General features: G+C 64.1%; 13 protein-coding genes. 1 reads left to right on the top strand and 12 read right to left on the bottom strand.

Features of this window, described 5'->3' with window-relative positions; all coding sequences use genetic code 11:
- Positions 1-224: 224 nt before the first annotated feature.
- On the bottom strand, positions 225-1715 hold the full coding sequence (gene mltF / locus ACB032_RS07015) for a membrane-bound lytic murein transglycosylase MltF (RefSeq protein ID WP_371137633.1): 1491 nt from the start codon (positions 1713-1715) through the stop codon (positions 225-227).
- Between the two features lie 149 nt (positions 1716-1864).
- Between mltF and purL the strand changes: the two genes are divergently transcribed.
- Positions 1865-5770, top strand: coding sequence for a phosphoribosylformylglycinamidine synthase (gene purL, locus ACB032_RS07010; RefSeq protein ID WP_371137632.1), 3906 nt, complete (start codon positions 1865-1867; stop codon positions 5768-5770).
- 60 nt (positions 5771-5830) lie between these two features.
- Here the strand turns inward: purL and ACB032_RS07005 are convergent, their stop codons facing one another.
- The 11 genes from ACB032_RS07005 to nuoG all read right to left on the bottom strand — a co-directional run bounded on the left by ACB032_RS07005 (position 5831) and on the right by nuoG (position 20325).
- Positions 5831-7357 (bottom strand): HD domain-containing phosphohydrolase, encoded by a 1527-nt coding sequence (locus ACB032_RS07005; RefSeq protein ID WP_371137631.1) that lies wholly within the window; start codon positions 7355-7357, stop codon positions 5831-5833.
- A gap of 15 nt (positions 7358-7372) precedes the next feature.
- A complete protein-coding gene (locus tag ACB032_RS07000; protein WP_223950206.1) occupies positions 7373-8806 on the bottom strand; it encodes an HD domain-containing phosphohydrolase in 1434 nt (477 codons plus the stop codon).
- Positions 8803-9933: an FIST signal transduction protein gene (locus ACB032_RS06995; protein ID WP_371137630.1), complete on the bottom strand. Its 1131-nt coding sequence runs from the start codon at positions 9931-9933 to the stop codon at positions 8803-8805. The genes ACB032_RS07000 and ACB032_RS06995 overlap by 4 nt, the downstream gene beginning before the upstream one ends.
- A 191-nt stretch (positions 9934-10124) precedes the next feature.
- Entirely contained in the window at positions 10125-11588 is a 1464-nt protein-coding gene (gene nuoN, locus ACB032_RS06990; RefSeq protein ID WP_017410206.1) for an NADH-quinone oxidoreductase subunit NuoN, read from the bottom strand.
- Between the two features lie 61 nt (positions 11589-11649).
- Complete coding sequence (nuoM, locus tag ACB032_RS06985; RefSeq protein WP_011705657.1) at positions 11650-13170, bottom strand: NADH-quinone oxidoreductase subunit M; 1521 nt, start codon at positions 13168-13170, stop codon at positions 11650-11652.
- Positions 13171-13248: 78 nt separating this feature from the next.
- Positions 13249-15096, bottom strand: coding sequence for an NADH-quinone oxidoreductase subunit L (nuoL, locus tag ACB032_RS06980; RefSeq protein WP_371137629.1), 1848 nt, complete (start codon positions 15094-15096; stop codon positions 13249-13251).
- Positions 15093-15401, bottom strand: a complete 309-nt coding sequence (gene nuoK, locus ACB032_RS06975) for an NADH-quinone oxidoreductase subunit NuoK (protein ID WP_005299823.1) — start codon at positions 15399-15401, stop codon at positions 15093-15095. Before nuoK ends, nuoL begins: the two co-directional genes overlap by 4 nt.
- Positions 15401-15949 (bottom strand): NADH-quinone oxidoreductase subunit J, encoded by a 549-nt coding sequence (gene nuoJ, locus ACB032_RS06970; protein WP_011705659.1) that lies wholly within the window; start codon positions 15947-15949, stop codon positions 15401-15403. Before nuoJ ends, nuoK begins: the two co-directional genes overlap by 1 nt.
- A 10-nt stretch (positions 15950-15959) precedes the next feature.
- Positions 15960-16502, bottom strand: coding sequence for an NADH-quinone oxidoreductase subunit NuoI (gene nuoI / locus ACB032_RS06965; RefSeq protein WP_011705660.1), 543 nt, complete (start codon positions 16500-16502; stop codon positions 15960-15962).
- A 128-nt stretch (positions 16503-16630) separates the two neighbouring features.
- Positions 16631-17599 carry an NADH-quinone oxidoreductase subunit NuoH gene (gene nuoH / locus ACB032_RS06960; RefSeq protein WP_011705661.1) on the bottom strand — a complete coding sequence of 323 codons (969 nt, stop codon included), beginning with the start codon at positions 17597-17599 and terminating at the stop codon, positions 16631-16633.
- Positions 17596-20325, bottom strand: coding sequence for an NADH-quinone oxidoreductase subunit NuoG (nuoG, locus tag ACB032_RS06955; protein ID WP_371137628.1), 2730 nt, complete (start codon positions 20323-20325; stop codon positions 17596-17598). Before nuoG ends, nuoH begins: the two co-directional genes overlap by 4 nt.
- Between the last annotated feature and the right edge of the window lie 52 nt (positions 20326-20377).

Here is a 20377-nt window from a genome sequence, read left to right as displayed (position 1 = left end):
CTTTGCTTTTCTGACCAGTGTCGTTCTTCTGCGAGCTCGCATCTTGGTCTCCTCCCATTGGGTGGCCATCCCGGCCTTGGGTGATGATGGGAGCCTATCTGAAAGTACTGTCATCCCGAGTGCAAGTGAATGAAATAGCGCGATAAAAACAGTTTCGGATAGGCTCCGGTATGGTCGGATGGTAACAGAGAAACCACCCGAAAAACAAACCTGTCAACAAGGGATCAGCGCAGGGTGATCTGCTTGACTACTTCGGCGATGACGGTGGGGCGTTCGGCGCTGGACGGCTCGCTGCTGTCGTCATCATCCAGTTCTTCACGGCGGTGGGCTTTCTGCTGCTCGTTGTCGAGCCAGAGCAGGCTCTGGTAGTACTGGCGCACGTTGTTGACGTAGTTGCGCGCCTCGCCGCCACGGGCATAGCCGTAGCGTACCTTGCGATGCCAGCGCGACTGCTGTAGCAGCGGCAGCACCTCTTTCACGTCGCTCCAGGCGTCGGGATTCTTGCCGAGCTCCTTGGTCAGGCGACGGGCATCCATCATGTGGCCGTAACCGATGTTGTAGGCGGTGAGGGCAAACCACACCTTCTCGTCATCGGGCACCGAGGCGGGCACCTTCTCCATCATCTGCTCCAGATACCGGGCGCCGCCCTTGATACTCTCCTCCGGGTGCAGCCGGTTGTTGACCCCCATCGCCTTGGCGGTGGGCTCGGTCAGCATCATCATGCCGCGCACCCCGGTGTAGGAGCGCGCCTCCGGATCCCAGTGGGATTCCTGATAGCTGATGGCGGCCAGCAGGCGCCAGTCCACCACGTTGGCGTGGGTCTTGAACAGATCCTGATACTTGGGCAGCAGGCTCTTGGCCCGCTGCAGGAAGGTGCGGGTGTCGACGAAGTCGAAATTCTGCACGTGGCCGAAGTACTTCTCGTCGAGCTTGGCGATGGCGCCGTCCATGAAGCGCTGGCCGAAGAAGTCGATGATGCTGGCGTAGAGGCTGTCGTCCGGCAGCTTGGTCATGGCCCAGGCCACGGTCTGGTTCTTGGCCAGGGTCATCCCCTCGGTGAGCTCGGGGTAGTAGCGCTGGGTGCGGGCCAGCACGGTATCCTGCACCACCGTGTAGTCAATCTTGCCGTCGGCCACCTGCTTGAGCAGCTCCTCCACGTCGGCATCCCGATTGGTGCTCCACTTCAGGTTGGGGTACTGCTTGGCGAGCTCCTTGAGCAGGTCTTCGCCGGTGGAACCGGCCGGCACCACTATGTTGCCCTTGAGATCGCCGATGTCCTTGGGCTTGGGAGAGCCGTTGCGATAGACCAGCTTGGGGGAGACCTGGTAGAAGCCGGGGCCGAAGCGAAACAGCTGGCGCCGCTCCGGGGTGACCACGATGGCGGCGGCAGCCAGATCCAGCTTGCCCTTTCTCAGCAGTTCCACCAGTTCGGCGGTGGAGTAGACCGGCACTATGGTCAGCTTGACCCCCAGCCAGTCGGCATAGCTCTGCGCCAGCTCGTAATCGAACCCCTGGGCGGTGTCGTCACGCTGGTAATAAGAGGTGGGGCCGTAGATGGTGCCAACCCGGATCTCGCCTCGCTGGCGGATCTGCTCCAGCTGGCTGGAGGGGGTGTAGAAGTCGCAACCGACCAGGGTCAGCAGCAACGTCAGCCCGATAAACAGTCGAAAAATGCAGCGCAAGTAGGTGAGTACCCTTGTTGAAAAAATCGGCATTTGTCAAAAAAGAGGCACCTTTATACCAGAGAGTGTGCACCGAGTCACACTGGGCAAAACAAGAAAAACGTTTGTCCGGCATGGGCCTGATCCCTATAATACGCGCGTCTCAATTCCCCCCCACTTCAACACTTGGTGAGAAAGGTCATATGGATATCTTGCGTGGTGCCCCCGCACTGTCTGAGTTTCGTGTCCAAAAACTGCTGCAACGCTTCGCGCAGATGAAACAGGAGAGAGGAGTAGAGATAGAGGATGTCTATGCCGAATACGTGCACTTTGCCGAGCTCTCGAGCCCGCTGTCGCCCCCGGAGCGAGCGACCTTGGGCCAGCTCCTGCGCTACGGCCCGACCATCCCCGAACACACCCCCAGCGGTCAGCTGTTTCTCGTTACCCCCCGCCCCGGCACTATCTCCCCCTGGTCTTCCAAAGCAACCGACATCGCCCACAACTGCGGCCTGAATCAGGTCAAGCGGCTCGAACGCGGCATCGCCTATTACGTGCAGGCCAAGGGTGAGCTGAGCGCCGCCCAGCGTGCCGACGTGGCCGCCGTGCTGCACGATCGCATGATGGAGACGGTGTTTGGCGAGATGAACGAGGCCGCCGCCCTGTTTGCCCATCACGAGCCGCGCCCCTTCACCCAGGTGGATGTGCTGGGCGGTGGTCGCGCCGCGCTGGCCGAGGCCAACGTGGCGCTCGGTCTGGCATTGGCCGATGACGAGATAGACTACCTGGTGGAGAATTTCACCCGGCTGGGCCGCAACCCCAACGACATCGAGCTCTACATGTTTGCCCAGGCGAACTCCGAGCACTGCCGCCACAAGATCTTCAACGCCGACTGGACCATCGACGGTGAGCAGCAGCCCAAGTCGCTGTTCAAGATGATCAAGAACACCTTCGAGCAGACGCCGGATCATGTCCTGTCTGCCTATAAAGACAACGCTGCGGTGATGGAAGGGAGCCAGGGTGGCCGCTTCTTCCCGAGCCCCGCCAGCGGCGAGTATCACTATCATCAGGAGCGCGTCGACATCCTGATGAAGGTGGAGACCCACAACCACCCGACCGCCATCTCCCCGTTCCCGGGCGCTGCTACCGGCTCCGGCGGCGAAATTCGCGATGAGGGTGCCACCGGTCGCGGTGCCAAGCCCAAGGCGGGTCTGGTGGGCTTCTCGGTCTCCAACCTGCGCATCCCCGGCTTCGAGCAGCCCTGGGAGCAGGATTTCGGCAAGCCGAGCCGCATCGTCAGCGCGTTTGACATCATGCAGGAGGGGCCGCTCGGCGGCGCCGCCTTCAACAACGAGTTCGGCCGTCCGGCCATTCTCGGCTACTTCCGTACCTTCGAAGAGCAGGTGCCGAGCCACAACGGCGTCGAGGTGCGCGGCTACCACAAGCCCATCATGCTGGCCGGCGGTATCGGCAACATCCGCAGCGAGCACGTCCAGAAAGGGGAGATCCCGGTGGGGGCTGCCCTCATCGTGCTGGGCGGCCCGGCCATGAACATCGGTCTGGGCGGCGGTGCCGCATCAAGCATGGCCTCTGGCCAGTCGGCAGAAGATCTCGATTTTGCCTCGGTGCAGCGCGACAACCCCGAGATGGAGCGCCGTTGCCAGGAGGTGATCGACCGCTGCTGGCAGCTGGGGGACGACAACCCCATCGTCTTCATCCACGACGTGGGGGCCGGCGGCCTCTCCAACGCCATGCCGGAGCTGGTGAGCGACGGCGATCGCGGCGGTCGCTTCTCCTTGCGCGCCATTCCGAACGACGAGCCGGGCATGAGCCCGCTCGAGATCTGGTGCAACGAATCCCAGGAGCGCTACGTGCTGGCGGTGGCCAAGGAGAAGCTGCCGCTGTTCAAGGCGCTGTGCGAGCGCGAGCGTGCCCCCTATGCCGTCATCGGCAGCGCCACCGAAGAGAAGCATCTCACTCTCTCGGATGAGCACTTTGACAACCACCCCATCGATCTGCCGCTGGACGTGCTGCTGGGCAAGACCCCCAAGATGCACCGCGAGGTTGCAAGCCTGCCGGCGCAGGGCAAGCCGCTGGCGCTCGATGGCGTCACCCTGGGCGAGGCTGCCGAGCGGGTGCTGCGTCTGCCCACCGTGGCGGAGAAGTCCTTCCTCATCACCATCGGCGATCGCAGCGTGACCGGCTTGGTCAACCGCGACCAGATGGTTGGCCCCTGGCAGATCCCGGTGGCCGATTGCGCCGTCACTGCCGCCACCTACGACAGCTACCACGGTGAAGCCATGTCCATGGGTGAGCGCACCCCGGTAGCGCTGCTCTCCCACGCCGCCTCCGCTCGCATGGCGGTGGCGGAAGCACTCACCAACCTGGCGCCGGCCCACATCGGCTCACTCAAGCGGGTCAAGCTCTCCGCCAACTGGATGGCCGCAGCCGGTCACCCGGGCGAAGATGCCGGCCTCTACGAGGCGGTCAAAGCGGTGGGCGAGGAGCTCTGCCCGGCCCTGGGTATCACCATCCCGGTGGGCAAGGACTCCATGTCCATGAAGACCCGCTGGCAGCAGGATGGCAAGGAGCACAGCGTCACCTCGCCGCTTTCCCTGCTCATCTCCGCCTTTGCCAGGGTCGAGGACGTGCGCAACACCGTCACGCCGCAACTGCGTACCGATCTCGGTGAGACCGACCTTGTCCTCATCGACCTTGGCAACGGCAAGCAGCGCCTCGGCGCCTCCGCCCTGGCCCAGGTCTATCGCCAGCTGGGTGACAAGGCACCGGATCTGGACAACCCGATCCAGCTCAAGGGCTTCTTCAACGCCATCCAGGCGCTGGTGAGCGATCGCAAACTCGTCGCCTACCACGACCGCTCCGATGGCGGCCTGTTCGTCACTCTGGTAGAGATGGCCTTCGCCGGTCACTGCGGTCTCGACCTGCAGCTGGATCGCATCGGCGGCGAACTGCTGCCGGCCCTGTTCAACGAAGAGCTGGGCGCCGTCATCCAGGTGCGTCGTGAAGATAAAGAAGCAGTGATGACCCTGCTGGCCGGTCACGGCCTGGCGGCTTGCTCCCATGTGCTCGGCACGGTGCGCGAGGGGGATCTCATCACCCTGCAGCGGGCCGGTCAGGAGGTCTACCGCGCCAGCCGTACCGCTCTGCGTACCATCTGGGGCGAGACCAGCTGGCAGATGCAGCGCTTGCGCGACAACCCGGAGTGCGCGGATCAGGAGCATGCCGCCCGTCAGGACGCAGCCGATCCTGGCCTGCAGGCCAAGCTCAGCTACAACCCGGCCGAGGACGTGGCGGCACCCTACATTGCCCGCGGGGTCTCCCCCCGTCTGGCGGTGCTGCGCGAGCAGGGGGTCAACTCCCACGTGGAGATGGCGGCGGCATTTGACCGTGCCGGCTTTGCGGCGGTGGACGTGCACATGAGCGACATCCTCGAGGGGCGCATCAAGCTGGACGCGTTCCAGAGCCTGGTAGCCTGTGGCGGCTTCTCCTACGGCGACGTGCTGGGGGCGGGCGAAGGCTGGGCCAAGTCCATCCTGTTCAATGACGGTGCTCGCGAGCAGTTCCAGCGCTTCTTCGAGCGCGGCGACACCCTCTCCCTGGGGGTGTGCAACGGTTGCCAGATGATGTCCAACCTGCGCGAGCTGATCCCGGGGGCCGATCTGTGGCCGCGCTTCGTGCGCAACCGCTCCGAGCGCTTCGAGGCCCGCTTCAGCCTGGTGGAAGTACAGGACTCCCCGTCGGCCTTCTTCGCCGGCATGGCGGGCTCGGTGATGCCGATTGCCGTCTCCCACGGGGAAGGGCGAGTGGAGGTGCGCGATGCCGCTCACCTGGCCGCGCTGCAACAGAGCGGGCTAGTGGGGTTGCGTTTCGTCGACAACCGCGGTCAGGTGACCGAGCAGTACCCGGCCAACCCGAACGGTGCACCGGCGGGGATCACCGCGGTCACTACCACGGATGGTCGCGCCACCATCATGATGCCGCACCCGGAGCGGGTGTTCCGCACCGTGGCCAACTCCTGGCACCCGGACAACTGGGGCGAGGATGGCGCCTGGATGCGGATGTTCCGCAACGCCCGGGTACGTCTGGGTTAAGCACGCATCGCAAACAAAAAACCGGCCCCTGTGGCCGGTTTTTTTATGACGGTTTGCCCGCTAGAACTGGCCGTGGCCCAGCTCATGGGGGGTGAAATCCCCGCGATCGAGGATGCGCAGACAGGCATCCACTACCGCTGCATCCAGCTTGCTGCCGCGCAGTTCGATGATGTGGGCTCTGGCCTGAGGAATGCCGAGGGCGGCGCGGTAGGGACGATCGGAAGACATGGACTCCACGATGTCGGCCACAGTGAGGATGCGGGCCTCCAGCAGGATCTGCTCGCCCTTGAGCCCCGCCGGGTAGCCGGAGCCGTCGATGAACTCGTGGTGCTGGTGGATCATCTGGGCGACGGGCCAGGGCAGGGCGATGTCCTTGAGCACCTGATAGCCGGCGCCCGGGTGCTCCTTGACCAGGTTGAACTCCTGCGGGGTCAGCCGGCCCGGTTTGGTGAGGATGTCGAGCGGTACCTGGATCTTGCCGATGTCGTGCACCATGGCCCCCAGATAGAGCCCCCGCAGCCGCTTGTCGTCCAGCTTCAGCTCGCGGCCGATGGCCAGCGCCAGGGTGGCGACGTGCTTCTGGTGACCGGCGGTGTAGGGATCGCGCTGCTCCAGCACGGCGGCAATGGCACCGAGGGCATCTTCCAGCGCCAGCTCCAGCTGGCGGGCGTGCAGCACCTTGTCGCGCTGGGCGGTGAGATAGGCCTGCTGGGTCGCGCGGGCCTGCAGGCCGTAGGCAAGGTAGTCCGCCAGCTGGCTGAAGAGGTGCACCTCCTCGTCGGTGAAGGGGCGGGCCTGTTCACTGTGAATGAGCAGGCCGCCATGCCCGCCGGCGTGCCACTGCAGCGGCAGCAGCAGACGGGCGCGCAGGGTGGCCGAGTGGTGCACCAGCGCGCTGGCCAGGGCTTCGTTGCACGGCGTCCCGGTGCCGATGGCCTGATGCAGGGCGGGATCCTGGGTCAGCCAGTCGTCGCTGGCAAACCAGACCGCGTTGCCCGCCTGCGCCAGCACCTGCAGGGTGTGCTGGTCACTGTTTTCCAGCAGCACGGTGACAAGGGGAAAGCGGCCGTCGAAGGTGATGGCGTCGCAGATCTCCTGCAACAGGGTCTGCTCATCATCCTGCTTGAGCATGGCGTGGTGGGCGCGGCCGATGGCCTCCAGGGTCCAGGTGTATTGCTGCAACCGCTCCTGCTGCTGCTTCTTCTCGGTGATGTCGTCGAAGAAGACGCCGACCCCGACCACCTGGCCCAGCTCGTCGTGCAGAGGAAACTTGGTGGTGCTGAGCCAGCGGGCCTCGCCCCCCTTCAGATAGGGCTCTTCATGGCGCTGGGTGGTGCCGCTGGCCATGACCTTCAGATCGTCATCCCGATAGCGCTTGGCCAGTTCGGCCGGGAAGAAGTCGGCATCGCACTTGCCGACCAGATCGGCCGGGGTGAGGGCGAGATCGCCAGCCAGCAGCCGGTTGCAGGCGATGAAGACGGAGCGGGTATCTTTGAGCAGCACCCGGTAGGGCAGCTGATCCATCACCTGGCCAAGCAGGGCGGCCGTGGGTTGCGGGGGAAAGGGCGGTGCGGGTCTTGAACTCATTTCATCCTGCCTCGGTCAAAGGGGAGCAAAGCGATAACCCGCCTGCCACACGGCGAAACAGGCGCTGACCACCTGCTCGTCGTAATGGACGCCGGCATAGCGGGTCAGTTCGGCAAAGGCATCGGTGAGGGACATGGCTCGCCGGAACGGGCGGTGGGCTGTCATGGCGGCGAGAGAATCGGCCACCCGGATGATGCGCGCCTCCAGCGAGATGGCATCCCCCTGCAGCCCCTGCGGATAACCGCTGCCGTCCAGGTTCTCATGGTGCTGCTGCACGATGGCGGTGATGGGCCAGGGGAAGTCTATCTGCTGCAGGATTTCACAGCCTGCCTGCGGGTGCTGCTTGATGAGCTCGAACTCCACCTCCCTCAATGCGCGGGGGCGGGTGAGGATCTCCGCCGGGATCTGCAACAGGCCGATGTTGTGCACCATGGCGGCGAGGCCCAGCCCGTCGAGGCGTTCTTGGGAAAGTTGCAGATGCTGGCCAATGGCCAGTGCGAGATCGTGCACGCGCCGCTCGTGGCCCGCGGTGCCGGGATCCTTGTGGGCGATGGCGGAGGAGAGCGCCGCTATGGTCTGGAACAGCAGGGTGCGTTGCTGCTGCTCGCTCTCCTTGATGTGGGTGATGTCGACCAGGGCGCCGATGATGCCGGCCACCTCGCCCTGGTGGTCGTAGAAGAGATCCTTGAAGTTGAGGACCTGATAGCGGTGGCCGCTGCGATCAAACAGGGTGTGCTCGAAATATTGCGGCTGCCTGCTGCGCAGCACCTCCAGATCGCGCTGGGTGTATTCGTCGGCCATCTCGGGGGGGAGGATCTCGTCCACCCGCTTGCCCTGCAGCTCGGCCTTGCTAATGCCGGTGATCTGGGTGAAGGTCGGGTTGCAGCTGATGAAACGCCCCTCGACATCCTTGTAGAACACCGGAATGGGGATCGCCTTGAGCAGGGATTCGTTGAAGCGCTGCATGTCGACCAGCTCCGCCTGCTGGCGCAGGGCCAGCTGCTCGCTGTCCCGGCACAGCTGGATGGCGCGGGCCAGGTTGCCGAGGATGGGGCTGAACAGGTGGCAGAGCTGCTCTCCCTGCTGTTCCGCATTGGGGGAGAGCAGCAGCATCAGGTAGCCACCCTCGATCCGCAGCCGATAGGCAAACGGGTAGGGGCGCGAACTTGGCAGCGGCAGCGCTGCCCCCAGGAGGCACTGCTCGCCGTCGCTGACCCAGTGGGGCAGTGGGAGCGGCTCTCCCTGATGGCGAAGCAGCTGCTCGTCGCCGATCGCCTTGATGATCTTGTACTCCCCCTGCGGCAGCTGCTGCAGCACCAACCCGACCGGGCAGGCGCAGTGAAACAGAAAGCGCTGCAGCACCTTGGTCAGCAGGGCATCCAGAGTGACCTCGCGGCCGATGCAGAGGGCGAGATCGCAGACGATGGCCATGGCGTGGTCGTTGTTCATCGCAATCCCTCCCCATTGCAGAGAATTGCGCCGTTGTGAAACAGCGGATAGTCCCCCGGCCGCAGGTTGCCGATTTCACCAAGAGAGAGGGCGCCGACCAGCTCGTGGGCGCCGCTGTGGCTGAAGAGGGTCTCCAGCTCCAGGGTGCTCTGCTCGCCGAAGTGCTGCTGGCGGCCAGCGCAGTAGTAGATCTCGAGGCGCTCCGGTGCCCCGTGCCGGCTCAGCTTTTCGGCCAGCTCGATGGCGTGGGCGGTCGGGCTGTGAGGCGCCTTGAGCAGGGTGAGGATGCTGTGATCCGGCACTTCCCCGACGCAGAGCAGCGCCCCCTCGTCGGTGACGGCGACCGGGATGCGCACTATGACGTCGCCGTTGGCCCGTAGCAGCCCAAGCGGCAGGTGGACGCCGTACTGGTAGAACTGCTCCGGAGTCAGGCGCTGCTGGAACTGTTGCTGGACCAGGGACTGGTAGCGGCTGAAGGCGGGCTGCCAGTCGATGAAGGAGATCTTGTTGCCCTCGCTGCTGGTGGCCAGCATGGGCTGGGCGGTGAGCTGATAGCCGTGCTCGAGCAGGGGGTAGCTGCGATGGGGCAGCAGGGTGCAGCAGACCGCCTGTTCCAGCAGTCTGTGGTTGTCGAACAGGCAGGGCATGGGGCGGAACTGGCCACTGCCGGCATTGACGCCGGCATAGTGGACCCTGTCCGCGAGATGCAGATAGATCCCCTCGAGGAGGGAGGCGATGTTGGGGATCATGGCATCGAAGGTCAGAAAGAGGGTCGGTATGCCTTCGGCTGGTGGCCACTGCGCAAGACGAGGGGCCAGCGCGTCGCAGAGCAGACGGGCCTGCTCATCGGCGCTGGCGACGGGATCGAGCGGGATGAGCAGCGGGACGTGGGAGGCCGGGCGCGGCAGCAGCCAGGCGCCGCGTTCATGAAAGCCATGACGGCTGATGAGGCGTGGAAAGAGGGCGCCGCTGAGTTGAATTTCGAGGTTCCGGCACTGCTGCTGCAGGTCGGTTACGTACTCTGCATCCTGCTCGGCCAGCAAGACGTCGAGCCGCTGGCCACGATAGGGGCGCAGTGCATCGGCCAGTGGCTGCGCATCGAATGAATGAAACGCGGGCTGCATCATCGCTCGGAACTCCTTTCCTGCCAATCATCAATATATCAGCAAGGGGGGCGCGGTGGATACCCGGTCGTGTCCGGCAAGCGGCCATAAGCCGTTATAAAGGCAGATAAATTTGAGACAGCTGGTCAGGCATCCTGCGCTTTGGGCAGATAAAAAAACCGGCCACTTGGGCCGGTTTTTGGGGTGGAGTGAAATCAGTGCAGCACCACGTTCTGGAAGCCCTGCACCAGGCTGATGACCGGCTGGGGATAGAGACCCAGCGCCACCACCAGCGCGGCGGAGAGCAGCACCACCAGACCACCGGAGGTGATGGCCCAGTCCCCCTTGGCGTCGCGCAGCTGCATGCCGGGCTCGCGCAGGTAGAGGGTGACCATGACCCGCAGGTAGTAGTAGAGACCCAGTGCACTGCCGAGCACGATGGCGCCGGAGAGCCACCACAGCTTCGCATCGACGGTCACCCCGATCAGGTAGAACTTGCCGATGAAGCCGAGCGTCATGGGGATACCGGCCAGCGAGAGCATCATCACGGTCAGCACGGCGGTCAGGTAGGGACGACGCCAGAACAGGCCGCGGTAGCTGTGCAGGGAGTCCGCATCCTTGCCGCGATAGGGGCTGGACATCATGCTGATGACGCCGAAGGCCCCCAGGCTGGTGAACAGATACATCAGCAGATAGACGCCGGCCGCTTCCACCGGCATCTGGCCGAGACGGCTCGCCACGATCACCGCCAGCAGGTAACCGAAGTGGGAGATAGAGGAGTAACCCATCATCCGCTTGATGTTGGTCTGCAGCAGAGCCAGCAGGTTGCCGATGACGATGGAGACCACCGCCATGGCGGCCAGCAGCCAGTGGATCATGGGATCCGCGGCGGCGGGCACCGCCAGGTAGAAGCGCAGCAGCACGCAGAACACCGCGATTTTGCTGACGGTGGCGAGGAAGGTGGCCACCGGTGCCGGCGCCCCTTCGTACACGTCCGGGGTCCAGAGGTGGAACGGTGCCAGGGAGAGCTTGAAGGCAAAGCCGACCAGCATCAGACCCAGACCGCCCATCAGCAGCGGGTGGTGAGCCGGGGTGGTGGCCAGGGTCAGTCCCAGATCGCTGAAGCTCAGGCTGCCGGCCTGGGCATAGAGCAGCGCCATGCCGAACAGCAGGAAGGCGGTGGCGGCGGCGGAGAGCACCATGTACTTGATGCTGGCCTCCAGCGAGTGGCGCTCGCGATAGGCGTAGCCCACCAGACCGAACATCGGCAGGGTCAGCATCTCGATCCCGATGAACAGGGAGGCGAGGTGACGTGAGCCAGCCAGCACCAGGCCACCGGCGGTGGCGATCAGCAGCAGCAGGTAGAACTCTTCCCGGTTGTCCGGATAGCCCTTGAGCCAGGAGCGGCCGAAGGTACAGGTCGCCAGGGCGCCGATGAGCACCAGCCCCATGTAGAAGACGGCGTAGCCATCGATCTGCAGCAGCGGGGTGACCCCCTGATCGCCTTGCGCCATCACGATGGGCAGGGAGAAGAGCGCCAGGTTGAGACCGGCGATGGTGACCACGAAGGCGGTGTCATCGCACCGTTTCCAGGCGATGGCCAGCATCAGGGCCACCATGGCCCCGGTTGTCAGCAACAGGGGCAGCAGGGCCAGCAGTTGCGAAGCGGTGAAGGTCATTGCAGTGCTCCTGTAATGGACAAGGAAGGCAACAGGGCCAGCGGTTTAACAGCGGTCACTCTCATTGCAATGCTCCTGCGAAGGGCAGGGCGTACCAGTGCAGCACGCTCAGCAGGCTGTTGCCCGCGGTGTCGAGCACAGGCTGGGGATAGACACCGAGCAACACCAAAAGACCGGCAATGGTCATCATCATCACCAGCTCGCGACTGTCGAGCCCCTTGAGGACGCTCTCGTCCTTGGGGGTACCGAAGCAGGCGCGCTGCAGCATGATGAGGGAGTAGACCGAGGCCAGTACCAGGCCGAAGGTGGCGATGATGGTGAGCACAGGGGCAACCTGGAAGCTGCCGATGAGGATCAGGAACTCGCCGACGAAGTTGCCGGTGCCCGGCATCCCCAGAGAGGCGACCGAGAAGAACAGCATCACGCCAGGCAGGTAGCGCAGACGGCCCCACAGCCCGCCCATCAGACGCAGGTCGCGGGTGTGCAGCCGCTCGTAGAGCTGACCGCACAGGATGAAGAGGCCGGCGGCGGAGAGGCCGTGGGCGATCATCTGCACCACGGCACCCTGCAGGGCCAGTTCGCTGCCAGAGTAGATGGCGATCATCACGAAGCCCATGTGGGAGATACTGGTGTAGGCCACCAGCCGCTTGATGTCGGTCTGGGCGAACGCCACGATGGCGCCGTAGACGATGCCGATGAGACCCAGCACCATGGCGTAGGGGGCAAATTCGGCGGACGCTTCGGGGAACAGCGGCAGAGCGAAGCGCAGCAGGCCGTAGGCGGCGGTTTTCAGCAGGATCCCCGCCAAGTCCACGGAACCCGCGGTCGGTGCCTGGCTGTGGGCATCTGGCAGCCAGCCGTGCAGCGGTACCAGCGGCATCTTGACCGCGAAGGCGATGAAGAAGCCCAGCATCAGCAGCCACTGCACGCCCTTGCTCATCGGGGTGTTCAGCAAGTCCTGATAGTCAAAGGTAAACACACCGGTGGCGGCATGGTGAGTCAGCACCAGGCCCAGGATGGCGACCAGCATGATGAGGCCGCTGACCTGGGTGTAGATGAAGAACTTGGTGGCGGCGTTGATCCGGGATTTGCCGTCGGTGACCGAATGGCCCCACAGCGCAATCAGGAAGTACATCGGTACCAGCATCATCTCCCAGAAGAAGAAGAACAGGAACAGATCCAGCGCCATGAAAACGCCGAGCACGCCACCCAGGATCCACAACAGGTTGAGGTGGAAGAAGCCGATGCGCTGCACGATTTCCTTCCAGGAACAGAGGATGGCCAGCACGCCGATGAAGCAGGTGAGGATCACCATCAACAGCGACAAACCATCCACTGCCAGGTGCAGTGAGATGCCGAAGCGGGGGATCCAGGGCAGTTGCAGTTCGGCGGCCCAGACGGGCACGCCGCCCTGGGCTGCCAGGGTGAAGTCACCGCTCCACCAGACGGCGCAGGAGAGCAGCAGGCAGGCGCTCATCGACAGCAGGGCGACCCAGCGTACGAAGTACTCGCCGAATCGCTCGGTCTGCCAACAGAGCAGACCGCCGATGAAGGGTATTAACAAGATCCAGAGTAAGGTCACGATATCAGCTCTCGTCTATGTTCTAGTCACTGTGCAGGCCCGTGGGCTTGCTGCGAGTTCAGGGGCTGCATCACGGGATCAGCTGAGCAGCAGCAGGGCCAGGATCAGGGCGGCGCCCATCCCCATGGAGGCTGCATACCAGCGCAACTTGCCGGAAACGGTCCAGGCCAACAGCTGGTGGCCACTCTGTGCCAGCCAGGCCGGCAGGTTCATCATCCAGTCCAGCGGATCCTTGCCGAGCAGCCGGGTCGCCAGCAGATACGGCTTGACCCACAGCTGATCGTAAAGCCAGTCAAAGCCCCAGGCATTGAACCAGAGAGTGCTGAGCAACTTGCCCGGCGCGCTGTTGGCCACGCTGCTGGCCAGGCGGCGCTCGCCCAGGAACAGGAAGGCAGCCAGGGCAATGCCGGCGATGGCGATGATGGCGGAGGTGATCTCCAGCCCATGGCGCCCCTCTTCGATGTGATCCCCCGGACCCGCCGGCAGAACCCCTGCCAGCGGCGGCACGATCAGGGCGCCGATGCCGGTGGAGAGCACCAGCAGGACCAGCAGCGGCAGCTGATGGGCCAGGCCGTGACCGGCGTGAGCCTGGGTCTGCTCCTTGCCGTGGAAGGCGATGAAGATCAGGCGGAAGGTGTAGAGGGAGGTGAGGAAAGCACCGCCCAGACCGGCCCACAGCAGGGCGCTCTGGCCGCTGGCCTGCACCTGCCACAAGATGGCGTCTTTACTGTAGAAACCGGCGGTCACCAGCGGCAGCGCGGCCAGGGCCGAGCCCCCCACCAAGAAGCAGGCATAGACCAGCGGCAGGCTCTTGCGCAGGCCTCCCATCTTGAAGATGTTCTGCTCGTGGTGGGTCGCGACGATCACGGCACCGGCGGAGAGGAACAGCAGCGCCTTGAAGAAGGCGTGGGTCATCAGGTGGAAGATGGCCCCTTCCCAGGCGCCAACACCGAGGGCTAGGAACATGTAGCCGATCTGGCTCATGGTGGAGTAAGCCAAGATCCGCTTGATGTCGGTTTGCACCAGGGCGGCAAAGCCCGCCAGCACCAGGGTGATGGCACCGACCAGCGCTACCAGATGCAGGATCTCGGGGGCCAGCAGGAACAGGCCGTGGGTACGGGCGATGAGATAGACACCAGCGGTCACCATGGTGGCCGCGTGGATCAGCGCCGAGACCGGGGTCGGGCCCGCCATCGCATCTGCCAACCAGGTTTGCAGCGGCAGCTGGGCCGATTTACCGACGGCGCCACCAAGCAGCATCAGACAGGCAAACGACAGGGCAGGGGAGCCCTCGGCAAACATCAGCGGTGCGCGTACCAGCAACTCGTGGATGTTGAGGGTACCCAGCTCCCGGTAGAGGACGAACAGACCGATGGCGAGGAACACGTCGCCGACCCGGGTCACCACGAACGCCTTGAGGGCGGCGGCGCCATTGGCCGGGTTGCGGTAGTAGAAGCCGATCAGCAGGTAGCTGCACAGCCCCACCCCTTCCCAGCCGAGGTAGACGAACAGCAGGTCATCGGCCAGCACCAGGAACACCATGCTGGCGATGAACAGGTTGGTGTAGGTGAAGAAGCGCGAATAGCCCTCTTCCCCGCGCATGTACCAGGAGGCGAACAGGTGGATGAAGAAACCCACCCCGGTGACCACGCCGAGCATGGTCAGCGACAGACCGTCCAGCGCTAGGCGGAAGGTGGGGGTGAATTTACCCACCGAGATCCACTGCCACAGGGTCTGGGTATAGACGCCGCCAGCTGGCATGGTGTTGAGAAAATCGATGCCGACCCACAGGGTAGTGAGGGCCGACAGTCCTATGCTGCCGACGCCGATGAGCGCAGCAGTGCGCTCGCCGAAACGACCGATGGAGAAGGCCAGCACCAGCCATCCCAGCAGCGGAAAAAGAAAAGTCAGGTATAGGAGGCTCATCCGCGCATCTCGCTCACAGTGTCCACGTTGAGGGTGTGGTAACGACGATAGAGCAGCAGTAACAGGGCGAGGCCGATACTGGCCTCCGCTGCCGCCAGAGAAATCACCAGTATGTACATGATCTGGCCATCAGCCTGGGCCCAGCGGCTGCCAGCCACCACGAATGCCAGTGCCGACGCGTTCATCATGATCTCGATACTCATGAGGATAAACAGCAAGTTGCGACGTATCAGCAGGCCGCACAGGCCGATACAGAACAGCACGGCAGCCAGCAGCAGGCCGTGTTCCATCGGGATTCCGTTCATCATTGACCTCCTTCTTGAGACGGATGTGCCGAGGCTTTTGGCACGGAGAGCACTTCCCCGCTCTTGTCTTCACGGCCCAGGTGATAGGCGGTGACCAGACCCGCCAGCAGCAGGATGGAGGCAAGCTCCACCGCCAGCACGTAAGGACCGAACAGGGCGATGCCGACCGCTTTGGCACTGACGTCGGTCAGACCGAGTTCACCGCCGGTGACCCCGAGAATGCCGTAGGCCAGAAAACCCAGCAGAATGAGCGAAAGCAGGCCGGGGCCCACCCAGGTGGTGGGGGTGAGCCAGTTCTTTTCCTGATCCTGGGCCGAGCCCAGGTTCAGCATCATCACCACGAACACGAACAGCACCATGATGGCGCCCGCATAGACGATCACTTGCAGGGCGCCCGCGAAGGAGGCGCCCAGGCAGAAGAAGATCATGGCCACGGCGATGAGGGAGATAATGAGATTGAGCAGCGCGTGCATCGGATTGCTGGTGCTGATCACCCGCAGCGTGCTGTAAATGGCGACCAGGGCCGCGGCATAGAATGCCAGTTCCATGATTGACTCCTCAGGGCAGCAGGCTCTTGACATCGATGGGCTTGGCTTCGTTCTCGGCATCCCCTTTCGGCTTGCCGTCGATGGCCATCCCGCTCATGCGGTAGAAGTTGTAATCCGGATACTTGCCGGGGCCGCTTATCAGCAGATCTTCCTTCTCGTACACCAGATCTTGGCGGCGGTACTCGCCCATCTCGAAATCCGGCGTCAGCTGGATGGCGGTTGTGGGGCAGGCCTCTTCGCACAGGCCGCAGAAGATGCAGCGGGAGAAGTTGATGCGAAAGAACTCAGGGTACCAGCGACCATCTTCCCGCTCGGATTTCTGCAGCGAGATGCAGCCGACCGGGCAGGCCACCGCACACAGGTTGCAGGCCACGCAGCGCTCGTCGCCATCCGGATCGCGGGTCAGCACGATGCGGCCGCGATAGCGGGGCGCCGCATAGACGGCCTGTTCCGGATAGTTGAGGGTCTCGCGGGGGCTCCAGGCATGGGAGAACACCATCCCCAGGCTGCGCAATTGGGTGCCGACACCCTTGATGATGTTAATAATTTTCATAGTCGTGCCTCACTGCACATTCATCAGCACCACAGCCCGTACCGGCTGCATCCCGAGCGGGGTGCAGGGCGGCGAGCAAGCAGACGTTCCAGCCAAACGGCATCACAATTTTTCTGTCCATTGCGGCCTCACTGCGCATTCATCAGCACCACGGCGCCGGTGACCAGCATGTTGAGCAGGGTCAGCGGCAGGCAGACTTTCCAGCCAAACGACATCACCTGGTCAAAGCGCGGGCGGGGCAAGGAGGCCCGCAGCAGGATGAAGAACACCATGAAACAGGCGGTCTTCAGGGCAAACCAGATGAAGGGCGGCAGCCAGGGGCCGTGCCAGCCACCGAAGAACAGGGTCACGATGAGCGAGGAGATCAGCACGATGCCGATGTACTCGCCCACGAAGAACAGACCCCATTTCATGCCCGCATACTCGATGTGATAACCGTCGGCGAGCTCCTGCTCGGCTTCCGGCTGGTCAAACGGATGGCGGTGGGTGACGGCGACGCCGGCAAACAGGAAGGTGATGAAGCCCAGGATCTGGGGGATCACGTTCCACAGTCCTGCCTGGGCTTCCACGATATCCCGCAGGTTGAAGCTGCCGGTCTGGATGACGATACCCATCAAGGATAGGCCGAGAAACACCTCGTAGGAGAGGGTCTGAGCCGAAGCACGCAGGCTGCCGAGCAATGAGTACTTGTTGTTGCTCGACCAGCCGGCGAACAGCACGGCGTAGACCGCCAGCCCCGCGATGGCCAGGATGTAGAGCAGCCCCACGTTGAGGTCCGCCACGCCCCAGGTGGGGGTGATCGGCACCACCGCAAACGCCAGAATGAAGGCGGTAAAGGCGATGATGGGGGCCAGCACGAAGATCCGGCGATCGGCGAACGGCGGGATCCAGTCCTCCTTGAAGAACATCTTGATCATATCGGCCGCCAGCTGCAGCAGGCCGAAGGGGCCTACCCGGTTGGGGCCGTAACGATCCTGCCACAGCGCCAGCAGACGGCGCTCGATGAAGCTCATGAAGGCGCCGGCCCCCACGATCCCCACCAGCACGATCAATGCCTTGCCGATTTCCAGCAACAGATCGATCAGAGAGTCACTCATGCGATGGCCTCCTGCAGGTTAGCGAGATATTGCTGGTGCAGGGCGGTCGGCAGACCGTTGACACCGAGCGGCAGACCCACCAGACCCGCGGCCAGATGCTCGCTCAGACGCAGGGTCAACCGCCAGTGGTGGCCACCCCAGGAGAAGGCGACCTGGCTGCCGGCACTGAGGGCGAGACGGTTGGCGTCGGCCGGGTTCAGTACCAGCACGGGCTCGCTCATGCGGGCCTGGATGACCGGGCTTCTGGCAGACAGCTCTTCGCCGCCAAACAGCTGGTCATAGCTCACCACCTGCAGCGCCTCTTTGGCGCTGAACGGGGCGGGGGCGGTGTCGAACCAGCCGAGGCTGTCCTCGCCCGCTTCCAGCAGACGGCGACCGGGATCCCCGGCACGCAGGTTGCCACCCACTTCATCCTGGAACTTGTTCCAGGCGGACGGGGAGTTCCAGCCCGGCGCCCAGGCGAACGGCACCTGTTGCAGCGGCTGGCGGGCACCGGCGTAGCCTTCCATGGAGAAGTTGAAGGGCGAGTCGGGATCCTGGGCGACTCTGGGCTCGCTCACGTTCTGATCCGCCAGCATGGAGGTGCGGCCGCTGTAGCGGTGCGGCTCGCGGGCGAGCTTCATGCCGCGGATGCGCAGACCCGCGTTGGGAGCGGCTTCGCGCATGCTGGTCAGCAGCGGGGCGCTGGCGGCGCAGGCACTGCTCACCTCGTCGAAGGTGTTCCAGCGCAGCGGTTTGCGATCCAGCACGCCTTGCAGGGCGGCCAGCCAGCGCCAGCTCTCGCGCACCTGGATGTCGGCGTCGTAGAAGGCGGGGGCATAGACCTGGAAGAAGCGCTGGGCGCGGCCTTCCATGTTGATGAGGGTACCGTCGGCCTCGGCGAAGCTGGCGGCAGGCAGCACCAGGTTCGCCTTCTGGGCGGTGCCGGTGTCCTGATGGTCGACCACCAGCAGGTGCTGCAGACGGTCGATGGCGGCATCGACACGGCTGCGCGGTGCGCGGCGATAGAGATCGTTCTCGAGCATCACCAGCGCGAGCTTCTCTTCGCTTTCGATACGCTTGAGGGCGGCTTCCAGCGGGGCGGCATTGCCGGCCAGCATGGCCAGTCCCAGGCTGTTGGTCTCCTGGGCTACCAGAGCGAGCTCCACGGCCTGGCCGCGGCCCTTGAGGGCACGGGCGATGTTGCTGGCCGCCTCAAGCAGCGCCTGGCTGCGGGCACCGGTACCGGCGATGATGAGCGGCTTCTTGGCGTTGCCGAGCAGCGTGGCCCAGCTGGCGGCCAAGGCCTGCTGCTCGGGGGCGAGATCGGTCAGGGCAGGGGCGCTTCCATCGAGCAGATGGGCGATGGCGAAGCCGAGGCGCGCCTGATCCGCGTGGGGAGCGTGCAGGGTGCCGCTCGCCACGTCGTCCAGTCGGGTGCTGTCCAGGCTGGTGATCAGCAGCGGGTAGCGCTCGTTCTGGGCCAGGGTCTGCACCGCGGCGACCTGCCACAGATCCACTTTCAGCTTGCGGGCGATTTCGCGGCCCTTGCCCTTGACGGCCTGACGCAGGGCCAGGGCAATGCGGGCGGCGGTCTGGGTGACATCCTCGCCGAGCACCAGCACGGCATCGGCCTCTTCCATGTCACGCAGGCTGGGGGTGCGCACGCCGCCGTGCTGCAGGATCTGCAGCATCTTCAGCAGGCATTCCCATTCGCTTTGCTCGACGCCGCTGTAGAAGTTGGCGGCTCCCACCAGTTCGCGCAGGGCGAAGTTGCTCTCCAGCGAGGCGCGGGGCGAGCCGATGCCGATGACGCCAGCGGCGGTGCGCAGGGCATCGGCGGCACGGTTCAGGGCTCCGTCCACCGTGATGGCCAGCTTGTCATTGCCATCCTGCAGCAGGGGCTGGCGCGGGCGGTCTGTCAGGTTGACGTGGCCGTAGCCAAAGCGGCCGCGGTCGCACAGGAAGTAGTGGTTCAGAGCGCCGTGATAGCGGTTCTCGATGCGGCGCAGCTCGCCGTAACGCTCACCCGGGCTGATGTTGCAGCCGACCGAGCAGCCTTGGCAGATGCTGGGGGCGAACTGCATGTCCCACTTGCGGTTGTAGCGCTCGGAGTGGGTCTTGTCGGTGAACACGCCGGTGGGGCAGACCTCCACCAAGTTGCCGGAGAACTCGCTCTCCAGGGTGCCATCCTCGACCCGACCGAAGTAGACGTTGTCGTGGGCGCCGTAGACCCCGAGATCCTCGCCGCCGGCGTAGTCCTTGTAGTAACGGACGCAGCGATAGCAGGCGATGCAGCGGTTCATCTCGTGGTTGATGAAGGGGCCCAGATCCTGATTCTGGTGGGTGCGTTTGGTGAAGCGGTAGCGACGGCTGTTGTGGCCGGTCATCACCGTCATGTCCTGCAGGTGGCAGGAGCCACCCTCTTCGCACACCGGGCAGTCGTGGGGGTGGTTGGTCATCTGCCACTCCACCACCGTCTTGCGGAACTCCTTCGCCTCTTCATCCTCGATGGAGATATAGGTGCCATCGGTGGAGGGGGTCATGCAGGACATGACCAGGCGGCCGCGCTTGTCGTCGGCATTCTGATACTGTTTCACCGCACACTGGCGGCAGGCGCCGACGCTACCGAGCGCCGGGTGCCAGCAAAAATAGGGGACGTCCAGACCAAGGGACAGACAGGCTTGCAGCAGGTTATCTGCCCCGTCTACCTCGTACTCTTTACCGTCTACATGAATGGTGGCCATACAACTTCCCTGACTTCAATGAGATAAATTCTTTGGCTCGCGCCGGTTCAGC

Source organism: Aeromonas sp. S5(2024) (assembly GCF_041403025.1).
GTDB lineage: Bacteria > Pseudomonadota > Gammaproteobacteria > Enterobacterales > Aeromonadaceae > Aeromonas > Aeromonas hydrophila.
Note: the sequence above shows the minus strand (reverse complement) of the source record. Positions and strands in the feature narration are given on the sequence as shown.

Bases quoted from the DNA above. Each gene is read 5' to 3' on its own strand.
- nuoI (WP_011705660.1), bottom strand. From the start codon at position 16,502: ATGAAAATTATTAACATCATCAAGGGTGTCGGCACCCAATTGCGCAGC.
- nuoL (WP_371137629.1), bottom strand. From the start codon at position 15,096: ATGAGCCTCCTATACCTGACTTTTCTTTTTCCGCTGCTGGGATGGCTG.
- nuoG (WP_371137628.1), bottom strand. From the start codon at position 20,325: ATGGCCACCATTCATGTAGACGGTAAAGAGTACGAGGTAGACGGGGCA.
- ACB032_RS07005 (WP_371137631.1), bottom strand. From the start codon at position 7,357: ATGAGTTCAAGACCCGCACCGCCCTTTCCCCCGCAACCCACGGCCGCC.
- nuoJ (WP_011705659.1), bottom strand. From the start codon at position 15,949: ATGGAACTGGCATTCTATGCCGCGGCCCTGGTCGCCATTTACAGCACG.
- ACB032_RS06995 (WP_371137630.1), bottom strand. From the start codon at position 9,933: ATGATGCAGCCCGCGTTTCATTCATTCGATGCGCAGCCACTGGCCGAT.
- purL (WP_371137632.1), top strand. From the start codon at position 1,865: ATGGATATCTTGCGTGGTGCCCCCGCACTGTCTGAGTTTCGTGTCCAA.
- ACB032_RS07000 (WP_223950206.1), bottom strand. From the start codon at position 8,806: ATGAACAACGACCACGCCATGGCCATCGTCTGCGATCTCGCCCTCTGC.
- nuoN (WP_017410206.1), bottom strand. From the start codon at position 11,588: ATGACCTTCACCGCTTCGCAACTGCTGGCCCTGCTGCCCCTGTTGCTG.
- nuoH (WP_011705661.1), bottom strand. From the start codon at position 17,599: ATGAGTGACTCTCTGATCGATCTGTTGCTGGAAATCGGCAAGGCATTG.
- mltF (WP_371137633.1), bottom strand. From the start codon at position 1,715: ATGCCGATTTTTTCAACAAGGGTACTCACCTACTTGCGCTGCATTTTT.
- nuoK (WP_005299823.1), bottom strand. From the start codon at position 15,401: ATGAACGGAATCCCGATGGAACACGGCCTGCTGCTGGCTGCCGTGCTG.